We start from the raw sequence: 15,726 nt of genomic DNA, 5'->3' as shown, positions 1-15,726 counted from the left end.
CGAGACCGACAGCCACGGCAACGCAGGCGCCGCCCAACCTGCCTTCCCGAGTGGTCAGCCGTGTTCTCGCAGGTACACGAGCTGCGCCTCCACCGACCACTCGGCAGCGGGCCAGAGATCCCGGTCGACGTCTGCGTAGACCAGCTCGACGACCTGACGTGCCGTCGCGTCCGGCCCGAGTTCGGCCAGCGCGGCGCGGATCTGGTCCAGTCGCCGGAGGCGATGGTCGAGGTAGGCCGAGGCGACGGCACTGACGTCCGGCAGCTCCGGTCCGTGGCCGGGCAGCCCGACCGTGCCTGCAGGCAGGTCGATCAGCCTGCGCAGCGAGTCGAGGTAGTCGACGAGGCGGCCATCGGGATGGGCCACGATCGTGGTACCCCGCCCCAGGACCGTGTCGCCGGTGAGCACCGAGTGGTCGCCTTCGATCAGCAGACAGCGGGAGTCGGAGGTGTGCCCAGGCGTCGCGAGCACGCGTAGTCGAAGGCCTGCGGCCCGCAGGAGTCGTCCGTCGTCCAGGCCGTTCTCCCCGCCTGCAAGCGGGAGGCGCAGGGCCGGATCGGCCGCGAACAGCGGCGCCCCGGTCCGCTCGGCGAAGCGCGGCGCTCCGTCGGAGTGGTCGGCATGCCGATGGGTGAGCACCACGGCGGCCACCGGCCCGGCGGCCGCGATGCGATCGAGATGATCCTCGTCGTCGGGGCCGGGATCGACCACCACGCAGTCGGCAGCACCTGGCGCCCGGAGCACCCAGGTGTTGGTTCCCGCCAAGGTCATCGGGGAGGGGTTGCGGGCCAGCAGCACGGAGGCGACCGCGGTGACGGGCCGCAACACTCCATAGGCCGCGCCGTCGGCGCAGGCTCCGCTCGTCGAGACGGTCATCTCGGCACCGTCCCGCCCGCGGAGGCCGACCCGGTTTCGACCGTCGTGGCATCCTCCCCGTAGTCGGGGTCGCCCGGCATCAGCAGCCGCAGCACGGCACCATCCCTGATGATCTTCGGAACGATGCGGTCCACCGTCCGCTCTGCGGCGAAAGCCGTCTCGACCGAGTCGCACTCGGCCAGCTCCGCAAGGACGTACCACGTCGGCGGCAGCAGGGCGATCTCCCCGGCCTCCCAGGACCGCAGCGCATCCGCCGGACGCTGCCAGCCGCCGGTGTCCGCCTCGGAGGTCGCCCAGTCGGCCCGCTGGCCGACGGGAAGAGCCGCCAGCAGGAACCGGGTGTCGTAGCGACGAGGCTCGACGATCGGAGTCACCCAGTTGGCCCACGGTCGCAGCAGATCGGCACGCAGCACCAGCCGCTCCTCGGCGAGGAACTCGGCCAGCGAGAGGTCTCGGCTCTCCAAGCAGGCCCGGTGTTCCGCATAACCGGAGGTGTCGGCGAGCAGTCGGTCGGCGGCAGGCCCGGCCAGCAGCACCCCCGTCTCCTCGAAGGTCTCCCGGACCGCCGCGCAGACCACCGCCCTGGCCAGCTCAGGCGAGCAGCCGAACCGCTGCGCCCACCAGGCTGGTTCGGGGCCTGCCCAGGCGACCGACACATCAGAGTCCCTCGGGTCGACCCGTCCGCCAGGGAAGACGCTCATGCCTGCCGCGAAGGCCATCGTGGTGACGCGGCGCAGCAGGAAGACCTCGAGGCCGGCCTGGCCGTCCCGCACCAGGACGATCGTCGCGGCGTCCCTCGGCCGGGCAGGCGGCGACGGAACGACGTCGGGCATCAATTCGGCTGGGAGGAAGAAGTCCTTGGGCAGTTCCGGCACTCCGCCACTCTATGACCCTCCATCATGGGCGGGTGAGCGAACAGATCGAGGAGATCGCGACGCCGGTGGCGAGACCGGGCGTCCGAGGGTGTCTCGGCCGGATCGCCCTGATCATCGCGGGCAGCGTGCTCGGCACGATCCTCACCGTCCTGCTCGGACTCGCGATCCTGGTGCCGTGGCGGAGCGAGAACATCGAACTGGTCGTCACCGACCCCGGGATCAGGCCGGACCCGAACACCGATTCTGCCGCCGACTCCGCGCCGAGCATGCCGACGGTCGAGCTGCGCACCGCACGCAGCCTGGTCAGCGCCACCAGCACCGTGTGGATCGGTGAGCGTCTCGGCGAGCGGGGATTCCACGGGCTCGCCATCCCGGTGCCGGTCGCGGTGGCCGAGGATCTGCGGGCGGAGCGGACCGAGACGGGACTTCGGCTGCGCGACGACGACGGCTTCGAGATCCTCGTTCCTGCCGCCTGGTGGGAGCCCGGTCGGTGAGGGCGGCGCGCACGCCGTCGCCGCGGAGCCGTCCCGAGATCGCCGAGACGACTCCCCACACGCGGTGTCGTTCGAGGACGCGGACCGGCAGGATGATGATGTGGAAGCACGAGAGCAGACGACGGATCAGCAGCTTCGGGTCGGGCTGATCGGCGCGGGCCACTGGGCCGGGGCGGTGCACGCTCCGGGCATCGCGAATCACCCCGGCACCAGACTGACCTCGGTCTGGGCGCGCAGGCCTGCCGCCGCCGCCGAGATCGCGGGGCTCTACTGCGCCGAGGTCGCCGACGACCCTGCCGCGCTGTTCGACTCGGTCGACGCGGTCGCCTTCGCGGTGCCGCCGGACGTGCAGGCCGAACTGGCGGAGAGTGCGGCGCGACGCGGCAGGCATCTCATCCTGGAGAAGCCGCTCGCCACGTCGCTGGCCGCCGCCGAGCGGCTCGCCGACGCCGCGTACGACAACGACCTCGCAACGCTCGTGTTGCTGACCAGGCGATTCGCGCCGGACGTCCGGTCCTGGCTCGGCGAGATCGCGGAGCTTCCCGGCTGGCAGGGCGGCTCGGTCCGCTGGCTCTCCGGCGGCCTGCTCAACGATCGCTTCGCAGGCTCACGCTGGCGCCATGCCGAAGACGGCGGGCTGCTCGACATCGGACCGCACGCGGTCGACCTGATCGACGCGGCGCTGGGGCCGGTCACCGGCGTCGCTGCCGCGCACCGCACGCCTGCGGGGTTGTGGCAGCTCGTCCTCGAGCACCAGAGCGGTGCGAGCAGCACCGCGTCCCTGTCGCTGCACACCCCGGTGCGCCCGTCCATCAACGAGCTCACGGTGTTCGGCGAACACGGCCACCGCGAGTTCCGGGGCACCACCATGGAGCCCGCGACCAGCTACGCGGCGCTGCTCGACGACTTCGTGGCGATGGTGCACAGCGGGCTGCACGAACACCCCTGCGACGTGCGCAGGGGCCTGCATCTGCAACGCATCCTCGCGTCGGCGCGGGAACTGGCCCACGCCTGAGCCCGGCGACCCGGCTGGAGGCGTCTCCCCTCAGTTCGGCGCCTGGAAGGGCGGGTAGCCGTTGTTCGGTCGGTGCGGCACGCCTGCGGTCGCCGTATGGGAGATGCCGTCCATCCCGGTGATCCGCGTGATCGGACCGGTCTGCTCGACGTTGCTCACGGCGTGCCTGCGTCCGGAGGACGTCGAGGAGCCGCCGTGCTCCGCCGACGGCTCCTCGCTGGAGCCGCCCTGCTCACGCTGCGCGAGTTCCTCGTGCAGCTTGCGCAGGAGATCACGTTCCTTCTCCGTCAGTTTGGAGTCCGCACCGCCGTTCGAGTCCGCGCCGCCGTCGGCGGACTCCGCCTCAGCGGGCCCGGTGTTCCAGGGCCCGGCGCTCGACGAGTCGGCGCCCGGGTCGGACTCGACGGGGTCGTCTGCGAAGGGCCGCTCCACGCCGGGAGAACGAGCCGGGTCTCCGGTGAAGTCGACGACGGACCCCGAGTCGGCCGCGACGTCGGAGTCCCGATCCGTCAAGGTCTCGGCGGTGGAGAAGGTCCGGGTCGGCTCGTCGCTCATCGCACCGGAGGCGCTCCCGGCGGGTTCGTCGACGAGTTCCGGCCCGGTGTCCGGCGTGACGACCGACGGCTGCCGCCGAGCCCAGGACGACCTGCGCGACCGGGTCTCGACCACGGCGTCGGGGCCGTCGAATCCGTCGATCTCTGCGTCGGAGACGCCTGCCTCGTCCGGTCTCGGCAGCCGAACGACCTCGGCGACCACATCGGCCGCATCGTCGACGTCGGCCGCGACATCGACGACGGGCTCCACGGCCACGGAGCGTTCATCGACGTCGTTCGACGCGGCGGGGTCCGGTCTCGGCGCGGTACGGGGCATCCAGGACGGTCGATCGGCACCACCGCCGTCGTCATCGGCTGCCTCGGCCCCGCCGCTCTCGGAGTTTCCGGCGGAGCGGGAGGACTCCCGAGGAGACTCCATCACCTGATCCGCGGTGGCGGCGGACCGCGTGGACCGACGAGAGGACCAGTCGGTGCCCCGAGATCCGGTGGTGGAACGCCAGTGCGAGTCGCCCGTGCTGCGGTTCGGCGACTCCGCGTCCGACGGGTACGGCGGCGCCGGGGGCGCGGGCGCGACGGCGGGCTCGGCTGCCACGTAGCTCCTCGGCGACGCGGCGGCGGACGGTCCCGGCCCGACGGCGGGGGTGGGCAGCGGAACCTCGACGGCGGCGGACAACGCCTGCGCGTGATAGTCCGAGAGCCCGCTGCCCTCTCGCCAGGTGTCGACGATCGCCGACACGCCGAGATCCAGCAGCTCCTGGCTCAGCAGAAACGCCAAGGCGTGCGGAAACCCAGACCGCCCCACCTCGGCCAGCACCACCCGTTGCGTCCCGCCCGCAGGCGTGGGTCCGGCGGGGGTCAGTCGAGAGACACAGCGCACCCAGTTCAGGGCAGGCAGCCTGCCCGCAAGCCGGGAGAGGACCTCGGTCAGCTCGGCGATCGGCTCGGACTCCGAGGTGAACCGGTGCTGAGTCGACGGAAGCTGTTCCATGAGGTTCAGCCGTGCGGCCAGCGCAGGAGGAGACCGGACCTCGACCAGCAACGAGGACAGCTCGTCGCGCTCCGGAATGGTCACGGGCACCGCGCCCGCCACCAGACAACCCGTCAGGAAGTCGGTCGCGCGATCGAACTCGCCGAGGGCGAGCAGCTCGCGAGCACGCACGAGGGCGTCGTCGTCGATGCGCCCCGCCATCGCGAGTAACAGGTCGTGGATGCGGCTCGACACGTCCAGCGCCTGGCCGCCGAGCCCCTCCCTGGTCAGCGAGGTGTCAGCCATGCCGGATCTCTCCTTCCGCCCCGCCGGGCAACGACGGGTATCGAGCGTGAGCTGCTCAAGCGTGGGTCAAACGCGCCGGTCCGGTCAGGACCACCTCGGAGTCGGCCCAGGCGGCCCGGTGATAGGAGGGCAGCCGCTGCTCCGGCAGCGCCACCTCCACACAGGGGTCGTGCTCGCCGAGCGCCCGCAGCACTCGCTGCAGCTCGGCGGTCAGCCGGACGTGCTCGGCGGCGGCGCTGACCAGCAGCACCCGACGAGGATCATCCGCCGGTTCTCCGGTCATCCGCCACGTAGAACGCACCTCGCCGATGCTGGCCCGACCGCGCAGCACCGCACCGAGCACGACGGCGGCCGAGTCGCCCGCGTTCGTGCCCGACGGCGTGACGGAGGTGAATCGGAAGTTGGTCTGCGGCTCGGATTCGAGGGAGAGCACGCCTGCCAACAGGGCAGGCGAGGCTCCGGCAGGCACCAGCGCCTCGGTCAGCAGCCGGTGTTCCTCGGCGGTCAGACCGATCCGATCGTGCAACAGTGTCCGGGGCAGGGCACGGGCGATCACCGCCTCGGCGCCGCCGTCCAACCAGTCCCGGTATCGCCAGAGCTCGTCGTCGTCCAGCCTGCCTGCCAACCGGAACAGCAGCTCATGGCACAGCGTCTGGGGCGTCCCCACCACCGGGTTTCTCCGTTCAGGTTCAGGCGACTTCGACGATGATCTCGACCTCGACCGGGGCGCCCAGCGGAAGCTCGGCCACCCCGACCGCCGATCTCGCGTGGCCGCCGGTCTCGGGGAACACCTCGCCGAACAACTCTGAGGCTCCGTTGATCACTGCGGGCTGGCCGGTGAAGCCCTCGGCCGACGCGACGAAGCCGACGACCTTGACGACCCGGACAACCGAGTCGAGTCCCACCAGTGCATGCACGGCGGCCAGCGCGTTGAGCCCACAGGTCCTCGCGTAGGCCTTGGCCTCCTCCGGACTGACCTCGGCGCCGACCTTGCCGGATGCCTGGAGCGATCCGTCCACCAGCGGCAGCTGGCCGGAGGTGTAGACCTGCGAACCGGATCGCACGGCGGGCACGTAGGCCGCCACCGGCGCCGCGACGGGCGGCAGCTCGATGCCGAGTTCGGCCAGACGTGCCGTCCAGGACTGCCGATGCTGCTCGGTCACCCGACCATCACCCCTTCGGTCGCTTGAGATAGGCGACGAGTTGCTCACCGGTCGGGCCGGGCAGAACCGTCACCAGCTCCCAGCCGTCCGCGCCCCACTGATCAAGAATCTGCTTGGTCGCGTGGATCAGGAGCGGGACCGTGGCGTACTCCCACTTTGTCATTGACGGAGGGTATCTGTTGATCCGAGCTCGCGGTGCCCTCCCCACGAATGGGTGTATCGACACGGCCGTTCGGACGCGTTGCGGCGTCTCGCATCCGGCTAGCGTTGAGGAGTGGAGACGTGGCGGATCATTGCGACCGGACTCATGGTGGTCGGGGGCCTGATCTTGGTGCTGGTAGCCATGGCCCAGGCACGGGATCGACGAGGCAGTACGCGGATCGACGTGCTGCGAGCTGGGGGAATCTCGCTCGCCCTCCTCGCGGTCTGCGTGGCTCTGGTCGCCACCGTGCTGTCGCCGACCTTCGCCTGGGGACTCGTCGCGGCCACCGCGATCGCCGTGACGGTGATCACGCTCGCCGAGTAGCCGATGCCCTGATCGACGACTGAAACCTCACCAACAGGCGAGACACGAGTCAGGGAAAGGGACGCACACGTTCCCGACCCACTGCCCGACCCCCTTAGGCTGACCGCGTGAGGGCGTCGACCGCCGGATGGACAGAGCAGCTTGCCCGAGTCCGACTGCACGTGATCACCGGTAAAGGTGGCACGGGCAAGACGACGGTGGCGGCTGCCCTCGCCCTCGCACTGGCCGACCGAGGCCGCCGGGTGCTGCTCGTGGAGGTCGAGGACCGACAGGGCATCGCGGGCGTCTTCGGAACGCCGCCCCTGCCTTACTCCGAAGAGCACCTCGCGACCGGCCCCGGCGGCGGCGAGGTCCTCGCGCTGGCCATCGACGCCGAGGCCGCGCTGCTCGAGTACCTCACGATGTTCTACAACATGGGGTTCGCCGGTCGGACGCTGCGCAGGATGGGCGCGGTGGAGTTCGCGACCACCCTCGCGCCCGGTCTCCGTGACGTGCTGCTCACCGGGAAGATCAAGGAATGCGTGCGTCGGATCGACGAGCGCGGACGACACGTCTACGACACAGTGGTGGTGGACGCGCCGCCGACCGGACGAGTGGTCAAGTTCCTCGACGTCACTCGGGCGATGGCGGACCTGGCGAAGGTCGGCCCGATTCGAAGCCAGAGCGACGGCGTGGTGCGACTGCTGCACTCCGGCGACACCGCGGTGCACCTGGTGAGTCTCTTGGAGGAGCTTCCCGTGCGCGAGACCCTGGAGGCGGTGGCGGAACTCGACGCCGCAGACCTCCGGCCGGGTGCCGTGCTGGTCAACCGGGTGCGTCCGCCTCGGCTGCCTGTCCGATCGATCACGGCGGCGGCAGGCGGCCGGGTCGATCCCGCCAGAGTGCGCGCCGGACTCGAATCGGCCGGGCTGAACCTGGACGAGGCGACCATCGAGGATCTCGTGGCGGAGACGATCGAACACGCGATCGGCGTGCAGTCCGCGACCAGGGCGCGGCTCGAGCTCGAACAGCCCGACCTTCCGACGCTCGAACTGCCCGAGTTCACCGACGGGATCAACCGGACGACGCTGTTCGAGCTGGCCAGGGCACTGCGAGACCAGGGAGTTCGGTGAATCAGATGCCGGACGCACCGCAAAGAGGACCGCGCCGCCGCCCACCGGGGCTGGCCGTCGACTCCTTGATCGACGATCCGGCGACGACGGTGCTGGTCTGCTGCGGCTCGGGTGGGGTCGGCAAGACCACGACCGCTGCGGCGCTGGCGCTGCGCGCGGCCGACCGAGGGCGACGGACGGTGGTGCTGACCATCGACCCGGCGCGCAGGCTCGCCCAGTCACTCGGGCTGAAGGAGCTGTCCAACCAGCCCAGACAGGTACGCATCCCCGGCTACCAGCCCCGCGGCGAACTGCACGCGATGATGCTGGACATGCGGCGCACCTTCGATGACATGGTGCTCGCCCACGCAGGCCGAGAGCGGGCCGACGCCATCCTGACCAACCCGTTCTATCAGACGATCTCCACGTCCTTCTCCGGTACGCAGGAGTACATGGCGATGGAGAAGCTGGGCCAGCTCACCCAGGACGGCTCCTGGGATCTGATCATCGTCGACACGCCGCCGAGCCGCTCGGCACTGGACTTCCTCGACGCTCCACAACGGCTGTCCACGGTGCTGGACGGCAAGCTCATCAGGCTGCTCTCCGCGCCCGCCAGGGCAGGCGGGCGCGGTATCCGCAGACTGGTCGGCGCGGGGTTCTCGCTCTTCAGCAAGGCGGTGTCCACCGTCGTCGGTGGTCAACTCCTCGCCGATGCCTCCGCATTCGTCCAGGCATTCGACAGTATGTTCGGCGGTTTCCGCGAACGTGCCGAACACACCTACCGCACGCTGCGGTCACCTGGGACGGCGTTTCTGGTGATCGCCACTCCCGAACCGGACGCGTTGCGGGAGGCCTCTTATTTCGTGGACCGGCTCGCGGGCGAACAGATGCCGCTCGCAGGCCTGGTGATCAATCGAACCCATCCGATCATCGCGAGTCTGCCCGCGACGACCTCGCTGTCGGCCGCCGACGACCTGGCGCGGCAGAACAGCAGCCCGCTGGCCGAAGCCGTGCTCCGGCTGCACGCGGACCGCGTGGCGCTGGCCGAGCGTGAGCTGCGGCTGCTGTCCCGCTTCACCAAGTCACACCCCGAGGTGGCCGTCGTCGGTGTCCCCGCGCTTCCCGACGACGTGCACGATCTCACCGGTCTTCATGAGATCGGCAACCGACTGGCCTCGGCCGAGTCCGCAGGCTGACGTCGTGGCGACGCCGAGCCCGAACGGACCTACGAGACCTGGTACTCCTCCATGTCGGAGTGATTGCGTCGCGCTTCCTGAAGCAGCTCCGCCCACGAGAGGACGTCGGGACGGCGCCGGAGCAGCGCACGCCGCTCGCGTTCCGTCATCCCGCCCCAGACACCGAACTCGATCCGGTTGTCCAGCGACTCGGCCAGACATTCAGTACGTACCGGACAGCCGAGGCAGACCAGCTTGGCCTTACGCTGTTCCGCTCCACGTACGAACAACTGGTCCGGGTCCTCGTCGCGGCACGCCGCCTTGATCCGCCAGTCCCCCTGGTCGAACATCATGTCCCCCAGCTCCTACCGTCTTCCGACTCTTTAGGGCACCCCCCGGCACCCGCTGTGAGCAACGTTCCACATCAGTGTCACGTTCTGCGTTTCCCTGTCGTGAGACGTTGACGGACTGTAGAGCCCGCCGGTTCCATCTAAATCACCGGGTACCTCAACAATTACTCAAGGTAACTCACAGTGGCACCCTTAGTCATCTATTCGGGTGGCATGCGCTCGTTGGTCCATTAGCACACCGCCCGTACCGCAGTACTGTTGGGTCCGTGCACCTCAGGACTCGGCTCCTCAAGCTCCTCGGCTTCTGTGCGTTGGCAGGCGTGCTGACGGCGGGTGTGCTGTTTCCCGTGGCAGGCGGCCTGGGCATGGTGTCCAATCAGGCCAGTAACACGGTGGACAGCATCTCGGCCGACCTGGTCAGCACCGACCCGCCGCTGCTCACCACGATCACCGATTCCGACGGCGCCGAGATCGCCTACCTCTTCGATCAGTACCGCGTGATCGTCGAACCGCACGAGATCGCGGACACGATGAAGGCCGCGATCGTGGCAGTCGAGGACCAGCGCTTCTACGACCACGAGGGCGTCGACTGGCGCGGGACGATCCGGGCGGCCATCACGAATCAGATGGAGGGGTCGATCGCGCAGGGCGGGTCGACGCTCACCCAGCAGTACGTGAAGAACTATCTGGTGCATGTCGTGTCCAACGGCAATCCGGCACAACAGGCGAAGTCGCAGGAACAGACGCCCGCTCGCAAGCTGCGGGAGATCAGGATCGCGCTCCAGCTCGAACAGCACCTGAACAAAGAGGAGATCCTCGCCGGATATCTGAACGTCGTGCCGTTCGGCAACCAGACCTACGGGATCGCCGCCGCCGCACAGACCTACTTCAACACCACCGCCGATCAGCTGACCATCGCCCAGTCCGCGATGCTCGCGGGCATCGTGAACAGCCCCGGCGCGCTCAATCCCGGCACCGCCCCCGAGGAGGCGTTGGTCCGGCGCAACGTCGTGATCGAGCTGATGGCCGCGCAGGGCAGGATCACTCCCGAGGAGGAGCAGGCGGCGCTCGCCGAGCCGCTCGGGCTGGCCGAACCACTGGGCAGGCCGCCGAACGACTGCGTGGGCGCCGGTCCCAACGACGGCTTCTTCTGCGAGTACGTCCTGGACTATCTGCAGCGGGCGGGCTTCTCGAAGGACCAGCTCAGACGCGGTGGCTACACCATCCGCACGACGCTGGACCAGGCCGCGAACGACGGGGCCAAGGAGTCCGCGATGCGGGAGGTCCCCAAGGACACGCCCGGCATCGCCAACGTCATGGCGATCGTGGAGCCCGGTACCGAGAGCCACAAGGTCCGCGCGCTGGTAGCCAATCGCGATTACGGGCTCGATCTGGAGTCGGGCGAGACGATGTACGCCCTGCCCAGCGACATGACCAAGTTCGGCGCGGGCTCGATCTACAAGGTGTTCACCACGGCCGCCGCCCTGGAGAAGGGCATGGGAATCTACAACGAGGTGGAGGCACCGCAGACCTACACCGCGATGACCTACATCAACAACGGCGACGGATACACGGTCTCCAATTACGGTGAGAACGGCTATCCCGCCGCGATGTCCCTGCAGGACGCGCTGGCGCAGTCTCCCAACACGTCGTTCGTGATGTTGCAGGAACGCGTGGGCCTGGACGCGTCGATCGACATGGCCGAACGGCTGGGCATGCGCGAGGGCATGGCGGGGGTGAACCACCGAGGCGATCCGGTCGACATCGACGCCGAGACCGAAGACCGGAACATGTCGCAGGGCGACTTCCTCAAGAAGCACAACATGGGAGCCTTCACCCTCGGCTTCACTCCGACGAGCGTGCTGGAGCTGGCGAACGTGTCCGCCACGATCGTCAGCGGCGGCGTGTGGTGTCCGCCCTCGCCGATCGAGGAGGTCCTCGATCGCTCCGGCAATCCGGTTCCGATCACCGAGGCGCCCTGCGAACAGGCCGTCGACGAGAAGCTGTCCGACGGACTGTTCCACGGACTCGCCAAGGACCATACGGACGGCACCGCCACCACCGCAGCCAACGCGGTCGACTGGACGCGCCCGATGATGGGCAAGACCGGCACCGCGCAGGACTATTACTCCGCCGGTTTCATCGGGGCCACCCCGCAGATGGCGGGCGCGGTCCTGACCTTCAACGACGGCCGGGAGATCCAGGGCATCTGCGACGGCGAGCCGCCTCGGCTGTGCGGGGGCGGCGGGAACATCTTCGGCGGTCGTGTCCCGGCGAGGACCTGGTTCTCGGCGATGACGCCGATTCACGAGTCGCTTCCGGTCGCCGAACTTCCCGAGCTCGACCCGAGGTACGCCGACGGCGGCGGGGACTCGCATGCCCCCGACGTGGTCGGCATGGACTCCGGTGAGGCCAGGAGGGTCCTGGAGGAGGCTGACTTCTCGGTCTCTGAGCAGTCGGTCGACGACGCACAGCCTCGGGGCATCGTGATCAGTCAGTCGCCGCAGGGCTTCGCGATGCCGGGAGACACCATCACCATCTCGGTCAGCACCGGCCGGGCGTCGGAGTCGGCCGAGACACCGCCCTCGCAGGGCGCCGGACCGAGTACGCCGCCGGGCAGCGCCCCGCCGCCCACGCAGCCGCCGGGCGGCGGTGACGGCGGACAACCGCCACAGCCACCGCCGCCGAGCGCGCCGCCACCTCCGCCGCCGCCCCCGACGCAGCCGCCGCAACCACCGGAGCAGCCGCCCCCTGGCGAGCCGCCGCCCGACATCGACCCGCCGGGCGACCAGCCGCCGGCGCAGGGCCCGGACGGGTGACGATGGACGGCGCCGCCCGAGCAGGCGACCCGACTACGGCAGGCGGGTGACGGTCGCACCGACTGAGCCCGGCGGCCCTGGAGTCTCAGGCGGCGACGGTCTCCTCGTCCAGCAGCGTGCGGGCGAGGACCGTCCCGCCTGCCAGCGCCGCCGGAGTGACGATCAGCGCGGCGAAGGGGATCAGCATCAGCAGGTAGTTGGGCAGGCCGAAGCCGAGGGCGAGCATCCGCCGTCGTCGCATCGTCCGGCGGCAGTCCACCAGACCGATGCCCCGTCGGCCCATGGGCAGCGAGGTGATCTCCAGCGCGAGCAGCCAGGAGCCCACCAGGACCGCCAGCAGCGGGACGATCAGGCCGAGGATCGGGATGAAGCCGAGGCACAGCAGGACGACGGCCCAGATCAACGAGCGCAGCAGCATCCGAAGGGCGTCGCCGAGGCCTGCGACCAGGGAGCTGAACCAGCCGGTCTGCGACTCGCCGACGTCCCCGCCCAGTTGCTCGTCGATCTCCTCGGAGATCGACTCGTAGATCGGTCCGCCGATCAGAAGCGTCACCGTCAGGAACATGGTCTGGGCCAGCGCGATGACGGCGGCGAAGGCGACGATCCCGACGGTGATCCGCGTCAGCGACCGCAGCGGCTCACCCCAGCCGTCTGCGAACGGGGTCAGCCAGGCGGTGATGTCGCCGCTGAAGATCACGAGTGTGATCAACAGGGCGAGGTAGAGAAGCGATGTCAGCAGGGCGGGCACGGCGCCTCGAAGCAGATGGCGGCGTGAGCTGAAGATGAGCGCGTAGCCGCGACCTGCGATTCCCAGGCCGGTGAACGCGTCTCGCACAGGGCGGATCACGGGCGGAAGACTATGTCAGTGATCGTCTGATGCGTATCAAGACGAGAACCTCGGCGATCAGACATCGACGCGCGGCAGGTCCGGCCGCGCACTGAGCCGCGGGCAGGCCGCCGACGGGTCCCGGACGGCCCCGCCCGACCGGCAGCAGCTCACCGCAGGACGCGGTGCCCGCCGCCGGCCGGCCCCGACGGTTCGCTGAGGCCACGATCGCCGACGCATCGCGTGCGACCGTTCCACTCCCCGGCTGCAGTACACAGGCGAGCACGTTTCGGACGGCCCCGGCCTGCAGACGACTACGTCGTCGGAGTCCTGCGCATCGAAGCGAAGCCCGGTGCCCGGGGCCGTTCGGCCGCCTGCGAGCGGGAAGGACGCCGCCGACGTGGTCGTCCGGCGGCCGAGCTCGGCGTCATCCGCGACAGCGTCGGTCCATCGCGAAGGTCAGCCCTGGAGCAGTGCTCGCACCGCTGCGGCCACCCGACCGCCGTCGGCCCTACCCGCCGACTTCGCCGAGGCGATCTTCATCACCTGGCCCATCTGACGCTGGCCAGGACGCTCGCCGAGCGCCTCGGTGACCTCCGCCACCGCCTGCTCGGCGATGACGGCGAGTTCGGCGTCATCGAGCTGGGCAGGCAGATAACGACGCAGCACCTCGCCCTCGGCGCGCTCGGTCTCGGCCTTCTCGGAGCGCCCGGCCGCCGCGAAGGCCTCGGCTGCCTCATCGCGCTTCTTGGCCTCCTTGGCAAGGACCTTGAGCACCTCGTCGTCGGTCAGTTCTCTCGCGTTCTTCCCCGCGACCTCCTCGGTGGTCACCGCCGTGAGCGCCATCCGCAGGGTGGACACCACGAGGGCTTCTCGTGCCTTCATCGCGGTGACGAGCTCCGCCCTCAGTCGTGCTTTCAGCTCTGCCATGGGGAAGAACCTATCGGTCGGGCCTGCGCGCTGCTCACGAGTTCCGCCCGAGCCTCGACCGCTCTGGGCCCGCAGTGCGGGTCGCGACCGAGGCGAGTGGCTGCTTCGCCGGGACGCCGGGATTCGGCGTCGCCGCGTCGAGCCTTCTAGGCTGAGCGGGATGAACACCATCGGCCGCACCCTGATCGGGACCGCAGCGCTCGGCGTCGCCACCCTCGGTTATGCCGTCGGAATCGAGCGCAGAGCGTGGGCCCTCCGGCACGCGACGCTGCCAGTCCTGTCCCCCGGCGCACGACCACTCCGCGTCCTGCACATCTCCGACCTGCACATGATGCCGAACCAGCAGTCGAAGCAGCGGTGGGTGGCCGCGCTCGACGAACTGGAGCCGGACCTCGTGGTCAACACCGGGGACAACCTGGCACATCAGGCGGCGGTGCCCTCGGTGCTGCGTGCGTTGGGCCCGCTGTTGAATCGACGTGGCGTCTTCGTCTTCGGCAGCAACGACTATTACGCACCGAAGCCGAAGAATCCCGCGCGTTATCTGCTTCCCGCCCGAACGGCGAAGCGCATTCACGGCGTGCCGCTGCCGTGGCGCGACCTCCGGGCGGCTCTCACCGAGCGCGGCTGGCTCGACCTGACGCACCGAAGGCGCACCTTCAGCGTGCAGAGCAACACGATCGTGGCGGCCGGCGTGGACGATCCGCACCTTCGGCGGGACCGCTACGCCGACATCGCGGGCATCCCCGACCCGAAGGCGAGGCTTCGGCTGGGCGTGACCCACTCGCCGGAGCCGCACGTCCTGGACTCCTTCGCCGCCGACGGCTACGACCTGGTCCTTGCCGGGCACACCCACGGCGGCCAGCTGCGCATTCCCGGTTACGGGGCGCTAGTCACCAACTGCGGGATCGACCGATCGCGGGCCCGAGGGGTCTCTCGGTGGGGTGCACACACCTGGCTGAACGTCTCCGCAGGTCTGGGCACTTCGCCCTACGCTCCGGCGCGGTTCGCGTGCAGGCCGGAAGCGAGTCTGCTGACCCTCGTGCCCCGTGAGTCCCCCGACCATCCGAGCGTCCGAGCAACCCAGGTACCTGCCGGTTTCGGAAGTGGGCAGGACATCAGCTAGACTGTGTCTCGTCGAACGATGACCCCCTGGGAAATCGTGCGGCGGGCGGGGTGTGGCGCAGTTTGGTAGCGTGCTTCGTTCGGGACGAAGAGGTCGCAGGTTCAAATCCTGTCACCCCGACCAGCCGAAAGGCCAGGTCAGAGCATAGATGAGGGCGGGTCCGCTGCATGCGGACCCGCCCTTGTTCTGTCTCTAGGAGAAGTCTGAGAGACAGGTCCGGCCTTCGCCCCTCATTTCGTCTGGAGAAGGCCGTCCAGGACGAACACGAGCCGTGGAATGCACTCCGTCCTATGAGCCGCCGTCCCTCGCGTTGTCGGTCGGCTCAGCGCCGACGGCCAGGCACCGGGGCTGCGGCCGAGGCGTTCCCCGCCGATCGCACTCCTGCGGCGATCAAGGGCGCCGGAAGCAGCCGTTGGCCGACGGCAGGAACATCGCGATCACGGCAGCGGGCCCGCGAGCAGGTGGACGACCCGGACCACGGTGAAGAGGTCGCCTAGCGGGCCTGCGGGCCCGACGGCCTCGGCCAGGGGCTCCCCACGGCGCTCGGTCCGGTGTGCCACGCAGGCGTGCCGACCTTGACTATGCCCCAGCGTCACGGTGTGCAGTGCCGGCAGCAGAACCGACTGTCAGGAGTGT

The 15,726-nt window shown here is 69.7% G+C and carries 17 protein-coding genes and 1 tRNA gene; 8 read left to right on the top strand and 10 right to left on the bottom strand.

What is annotated here, in order from left to right; all coding sequences use genetic code 11:
* Positions 1–54: 54 nt before the first annotated feature.
* Positions 55–876 (bottom strand): MBL fold metallo-hydrolase, encoded by an 822-nt coding sequence (locus tag UA74_RS01210; RefSeq protein WP_075738126.1) that lies wholly within the window; start codon positions 874–876, stop codon positions 55–57.
* Positions 873–1,751, bottom strand: a complete 879-nt coding sequence (locus UA74_RS01205; protein WP_083682837.1) for an NUDIX hydrolase — start codon at positions 1,749–1,751, stop codon at positions 873–875. The genes UA74_RS01210 and UA74_RS01205 overlap by 4 nt, the downstream gene beginning before the upstream one ends.
* A 32-nt stretch (positions 1,752–1,783) precedes the next feature.
* On the opposite strand from UA74_RS01205, the gene UA74_RS01200 reads away from it, so the two are divergent.
* Both UA74_RS01200 and UA74_RS01195 read left to right on the top strand, forming a co-directional pair.
* Positions 1,784–2,245, top strand: a complete 462-nt coding sequence (locus UA74_RS01200) for a hypothetical protein (protein WP_075738124.1) — start codon at positions 1,784–1,786, stop codon at positions 2,243–2,245.
* Positions 2,246–2,345: 100 nt separating this feature from the next.
* Complete coding sequence (locus UA74_RS01195; RefSeq protein ID WP_075743277.1) at positions 2,346–3,260, top strand: Gfo/Idh/MocA family protein; 915 nt, start codon at positions 2,346–2,348, stop codon at positions 3,258–3,260.
* Between the two features lie 30 nt (positions 3,261–3,290).
* On the opposite strand, the gene UA74_RS01190 is transcribed toward UA74_RS01195, so the two are convergent.
* Genes UA74_RS01190 through UA74_RS31355 form a run of 4 tightly spaced genes read right to left on the bottom strand, consistent with a single transcriptional unit; the run spans position 3,291 to position 6,413 of the window.
* Positions 3,291–5,087: a hypothetical protein gene (locus UA74_RS01190; RefSeq protein WP_075738122.1), complete on the bottom strand. Its 1,797-nt coding sequence runs from the start codon at positions 5,085–5,087 to the stop codon at positions 3,291–3,293.
* A 55-nt stretch (positions 5,088–5,142) separates the two neighbouring features.
* Positions 5,143–5,757, bottom strand: a complete 615-nt coding sequence (locus UA74_RS01185; protein WP_075738120.1) for a hypothetical protein — start codon at positions 5,755–5,757, stop codon at positions 5,143–5,145.
* Between the two features lie 19 nt (positions 5,758–5,776).
* Positions 5,777–6,250: a RidA family protein gene (locus tag UA74_RS01180; RefSeq protein WP_075738118.1), complete on the bottom strand. Its 474-nt coding sequence runs from the start codon at positions 6,248–6,250 to the stop codon at positions 5,777–5,779.
* A gap of 7 nt (positions 6,251–6,257) precedes the next feature.
* Positions 6,258–6,413, bottom strand: coding sequence for a DUF4177 domain-containing protein (locus UA74_RS31355; RefSeq protein WP_157433930.1), 156 nt, complete (start codon positions 6,411–6,413; stop codon positions 6,258–6,260).
* Between the two features lie 111 nt (positions 6,414–6,524).
* On the opposite strand from UA74_RS31355, the gene UA74_RS01175 reads away from it, so the two are divergent.
* The 3 genes from UA74_RS01175 to UA74_RS01165 all read left to right on the top strand — a co-directional run bounded on the left by UA74_RS01175 (position 6,525) and on the right by UA74_RS01165 (position 9,063).
* On the top strand, positions 6,525–6,776 hold the full coding sequence (locus UA74_RS01175) for a hypothetical protein (RefSeq protein ID WP_075738116.1): 252 nt from the start codon (positions 6,525–6,527) through the stop codon (positions 6,774–6,776).
* Between the two features lie 107 nt (positions 6,777–6,883).
* Positions 6,884–7,888, top strand: coding sequence for an ArsA-related P-loop ATPase (locus UA74_RS01170; RefSeq protein ID WP_075738114.1), 1,005 nt, complete (start codon positions 6,884–6,886; stop codon positions 7,886–7,888).
* A gap of 5 nt (positions 7,889–7,893) precedes the next feature.
* Positions 7,894–9,063, top strand: coding sequence for an ArsA family ATPase (locus tag UA74_RS01165; RefSeq protein WP_075743276.1), 1,170 nt, complete (start codon positions 7,894–7,896; stop codon positions 9,061–9,063).
* Positions 9,064–9,092: 29 nt separating this feature from the next.
* On the opposite strand, the gene UA74_RS01160 is transcribed toward UA74_RS01165, so the two are convergent.
* Positions 9,093–9,395: a WhiB family transcriptional regulator gene (locus UA74_RS01160; RefSeq protein WP_075738112.1), complete on the bottom strand. Its 303-nt coding sequence runs from the start codon at positions 9,393–9,395 to the stop codon at positions 9,093–9,095.
* 263 nt (positions 9,396–9,658) lie between these two features.
* Here UA74_RS01160 and UA74_RS01155 point away from each other — a divergent pair, with 263 nt between their 5' ends.
* A complete protein-coding gene (locus UA74_RS01155; RefSeq protein ID WP_075738110.1) occupies positions 9,659–12,211 on the top strand; it encodes a penicillin-binding protein in 2,553 nt (850 codons plus the stop codon).
* An 85-nt stretch (positions 12,212–12,296) separates the two neighbouring features.
* On the opposite strand, the gene UA74_RS01150 is transcribed toward UA74_RS01155, so the two are convergent.
* Complete coding sequence (locus UA74_RS01150; RefSeq protein ID WP_083682836.1) at positions 12,297–13,058, bottom strand: EI24 domain-containing protein; 762 nt, start codon at positions 13,056–13,058, stop codon at positions 12,297–12,299.
* Positions 13,059–13,496: 438 nt separating this feature from the next.
* Positions 13,497–13,967: a GatB/YqeY domain-containing protein gene (locus UA74_RS01145; protein ID WP_075738106.1), complete on the bottom strand. Its 471-nt coding sequence runs from the start codon at positions 13,965–13,967 to the stop codon at positions 13,497–13,499.
* Positions 13,968–14,127: 160 nt separating this feature from the next.
* Here UA74_RS01145 and UA74_RS01140 point away from each other — a divergent pair, with 160 nt between their 5' ends.
* Together UA74_RS01140 and UA74_RS01135 are read left to right on the top strand one after the other, a co-directional pair.
* On the top strand, positions 14,128–15,090 hold the full coding sequence (locus UA74_RS01140) for a metallophosphoesterase (protein WP_075738104.1): 963 nt from the start codon (positions 14,128–14,130) through the stop codon (positions 15,088–15,090).
* A 46-nt stretch (positions 15,091–15,136) separates the two neighbouring features.
* Positions 15,137–15,213, top strand: a tRNA-Pro gene (locus tag UA74_RS01135).
* A gap of 314 nt (positions 15,214–15,527) precedes the next feature.
* On the opposite strand, the gene UA74_RS33955 is transcribed toward UA74_RS01135, so the two are convergent.
* Positions 15,528–15,650: a hypothetical protein gene (locus UA74_RS33955; RefSeq protein WP_257787495.1), complete on the bottom strand. Its 123-nt coding sequence runs from the start codon at positions 15,648–15,650 to the stop codon at positions 15,528–15,530.
* Between the last annotated feature and the right edge of the window lie 76 nt (positions 15,651–15,726).

The sequence above is a fragment of the Actinoalloteichus fjordicus genome (assembly GCF_001941625.1).
In the GTDB taxonomy this organism is placed as follows: Bacteria; Actinomycetota; Actinomycetes; order Mycobacteriales; family Pseudonocardiaceae; genus Actinoalloteichus_A; species Actinoalloteichus_A fjordicus.
The sequence above is the reverse complement of the archived record's forward strand: the minus strand, read 5'-3'. Positions and strand labels throughout refer to the sequence as shown.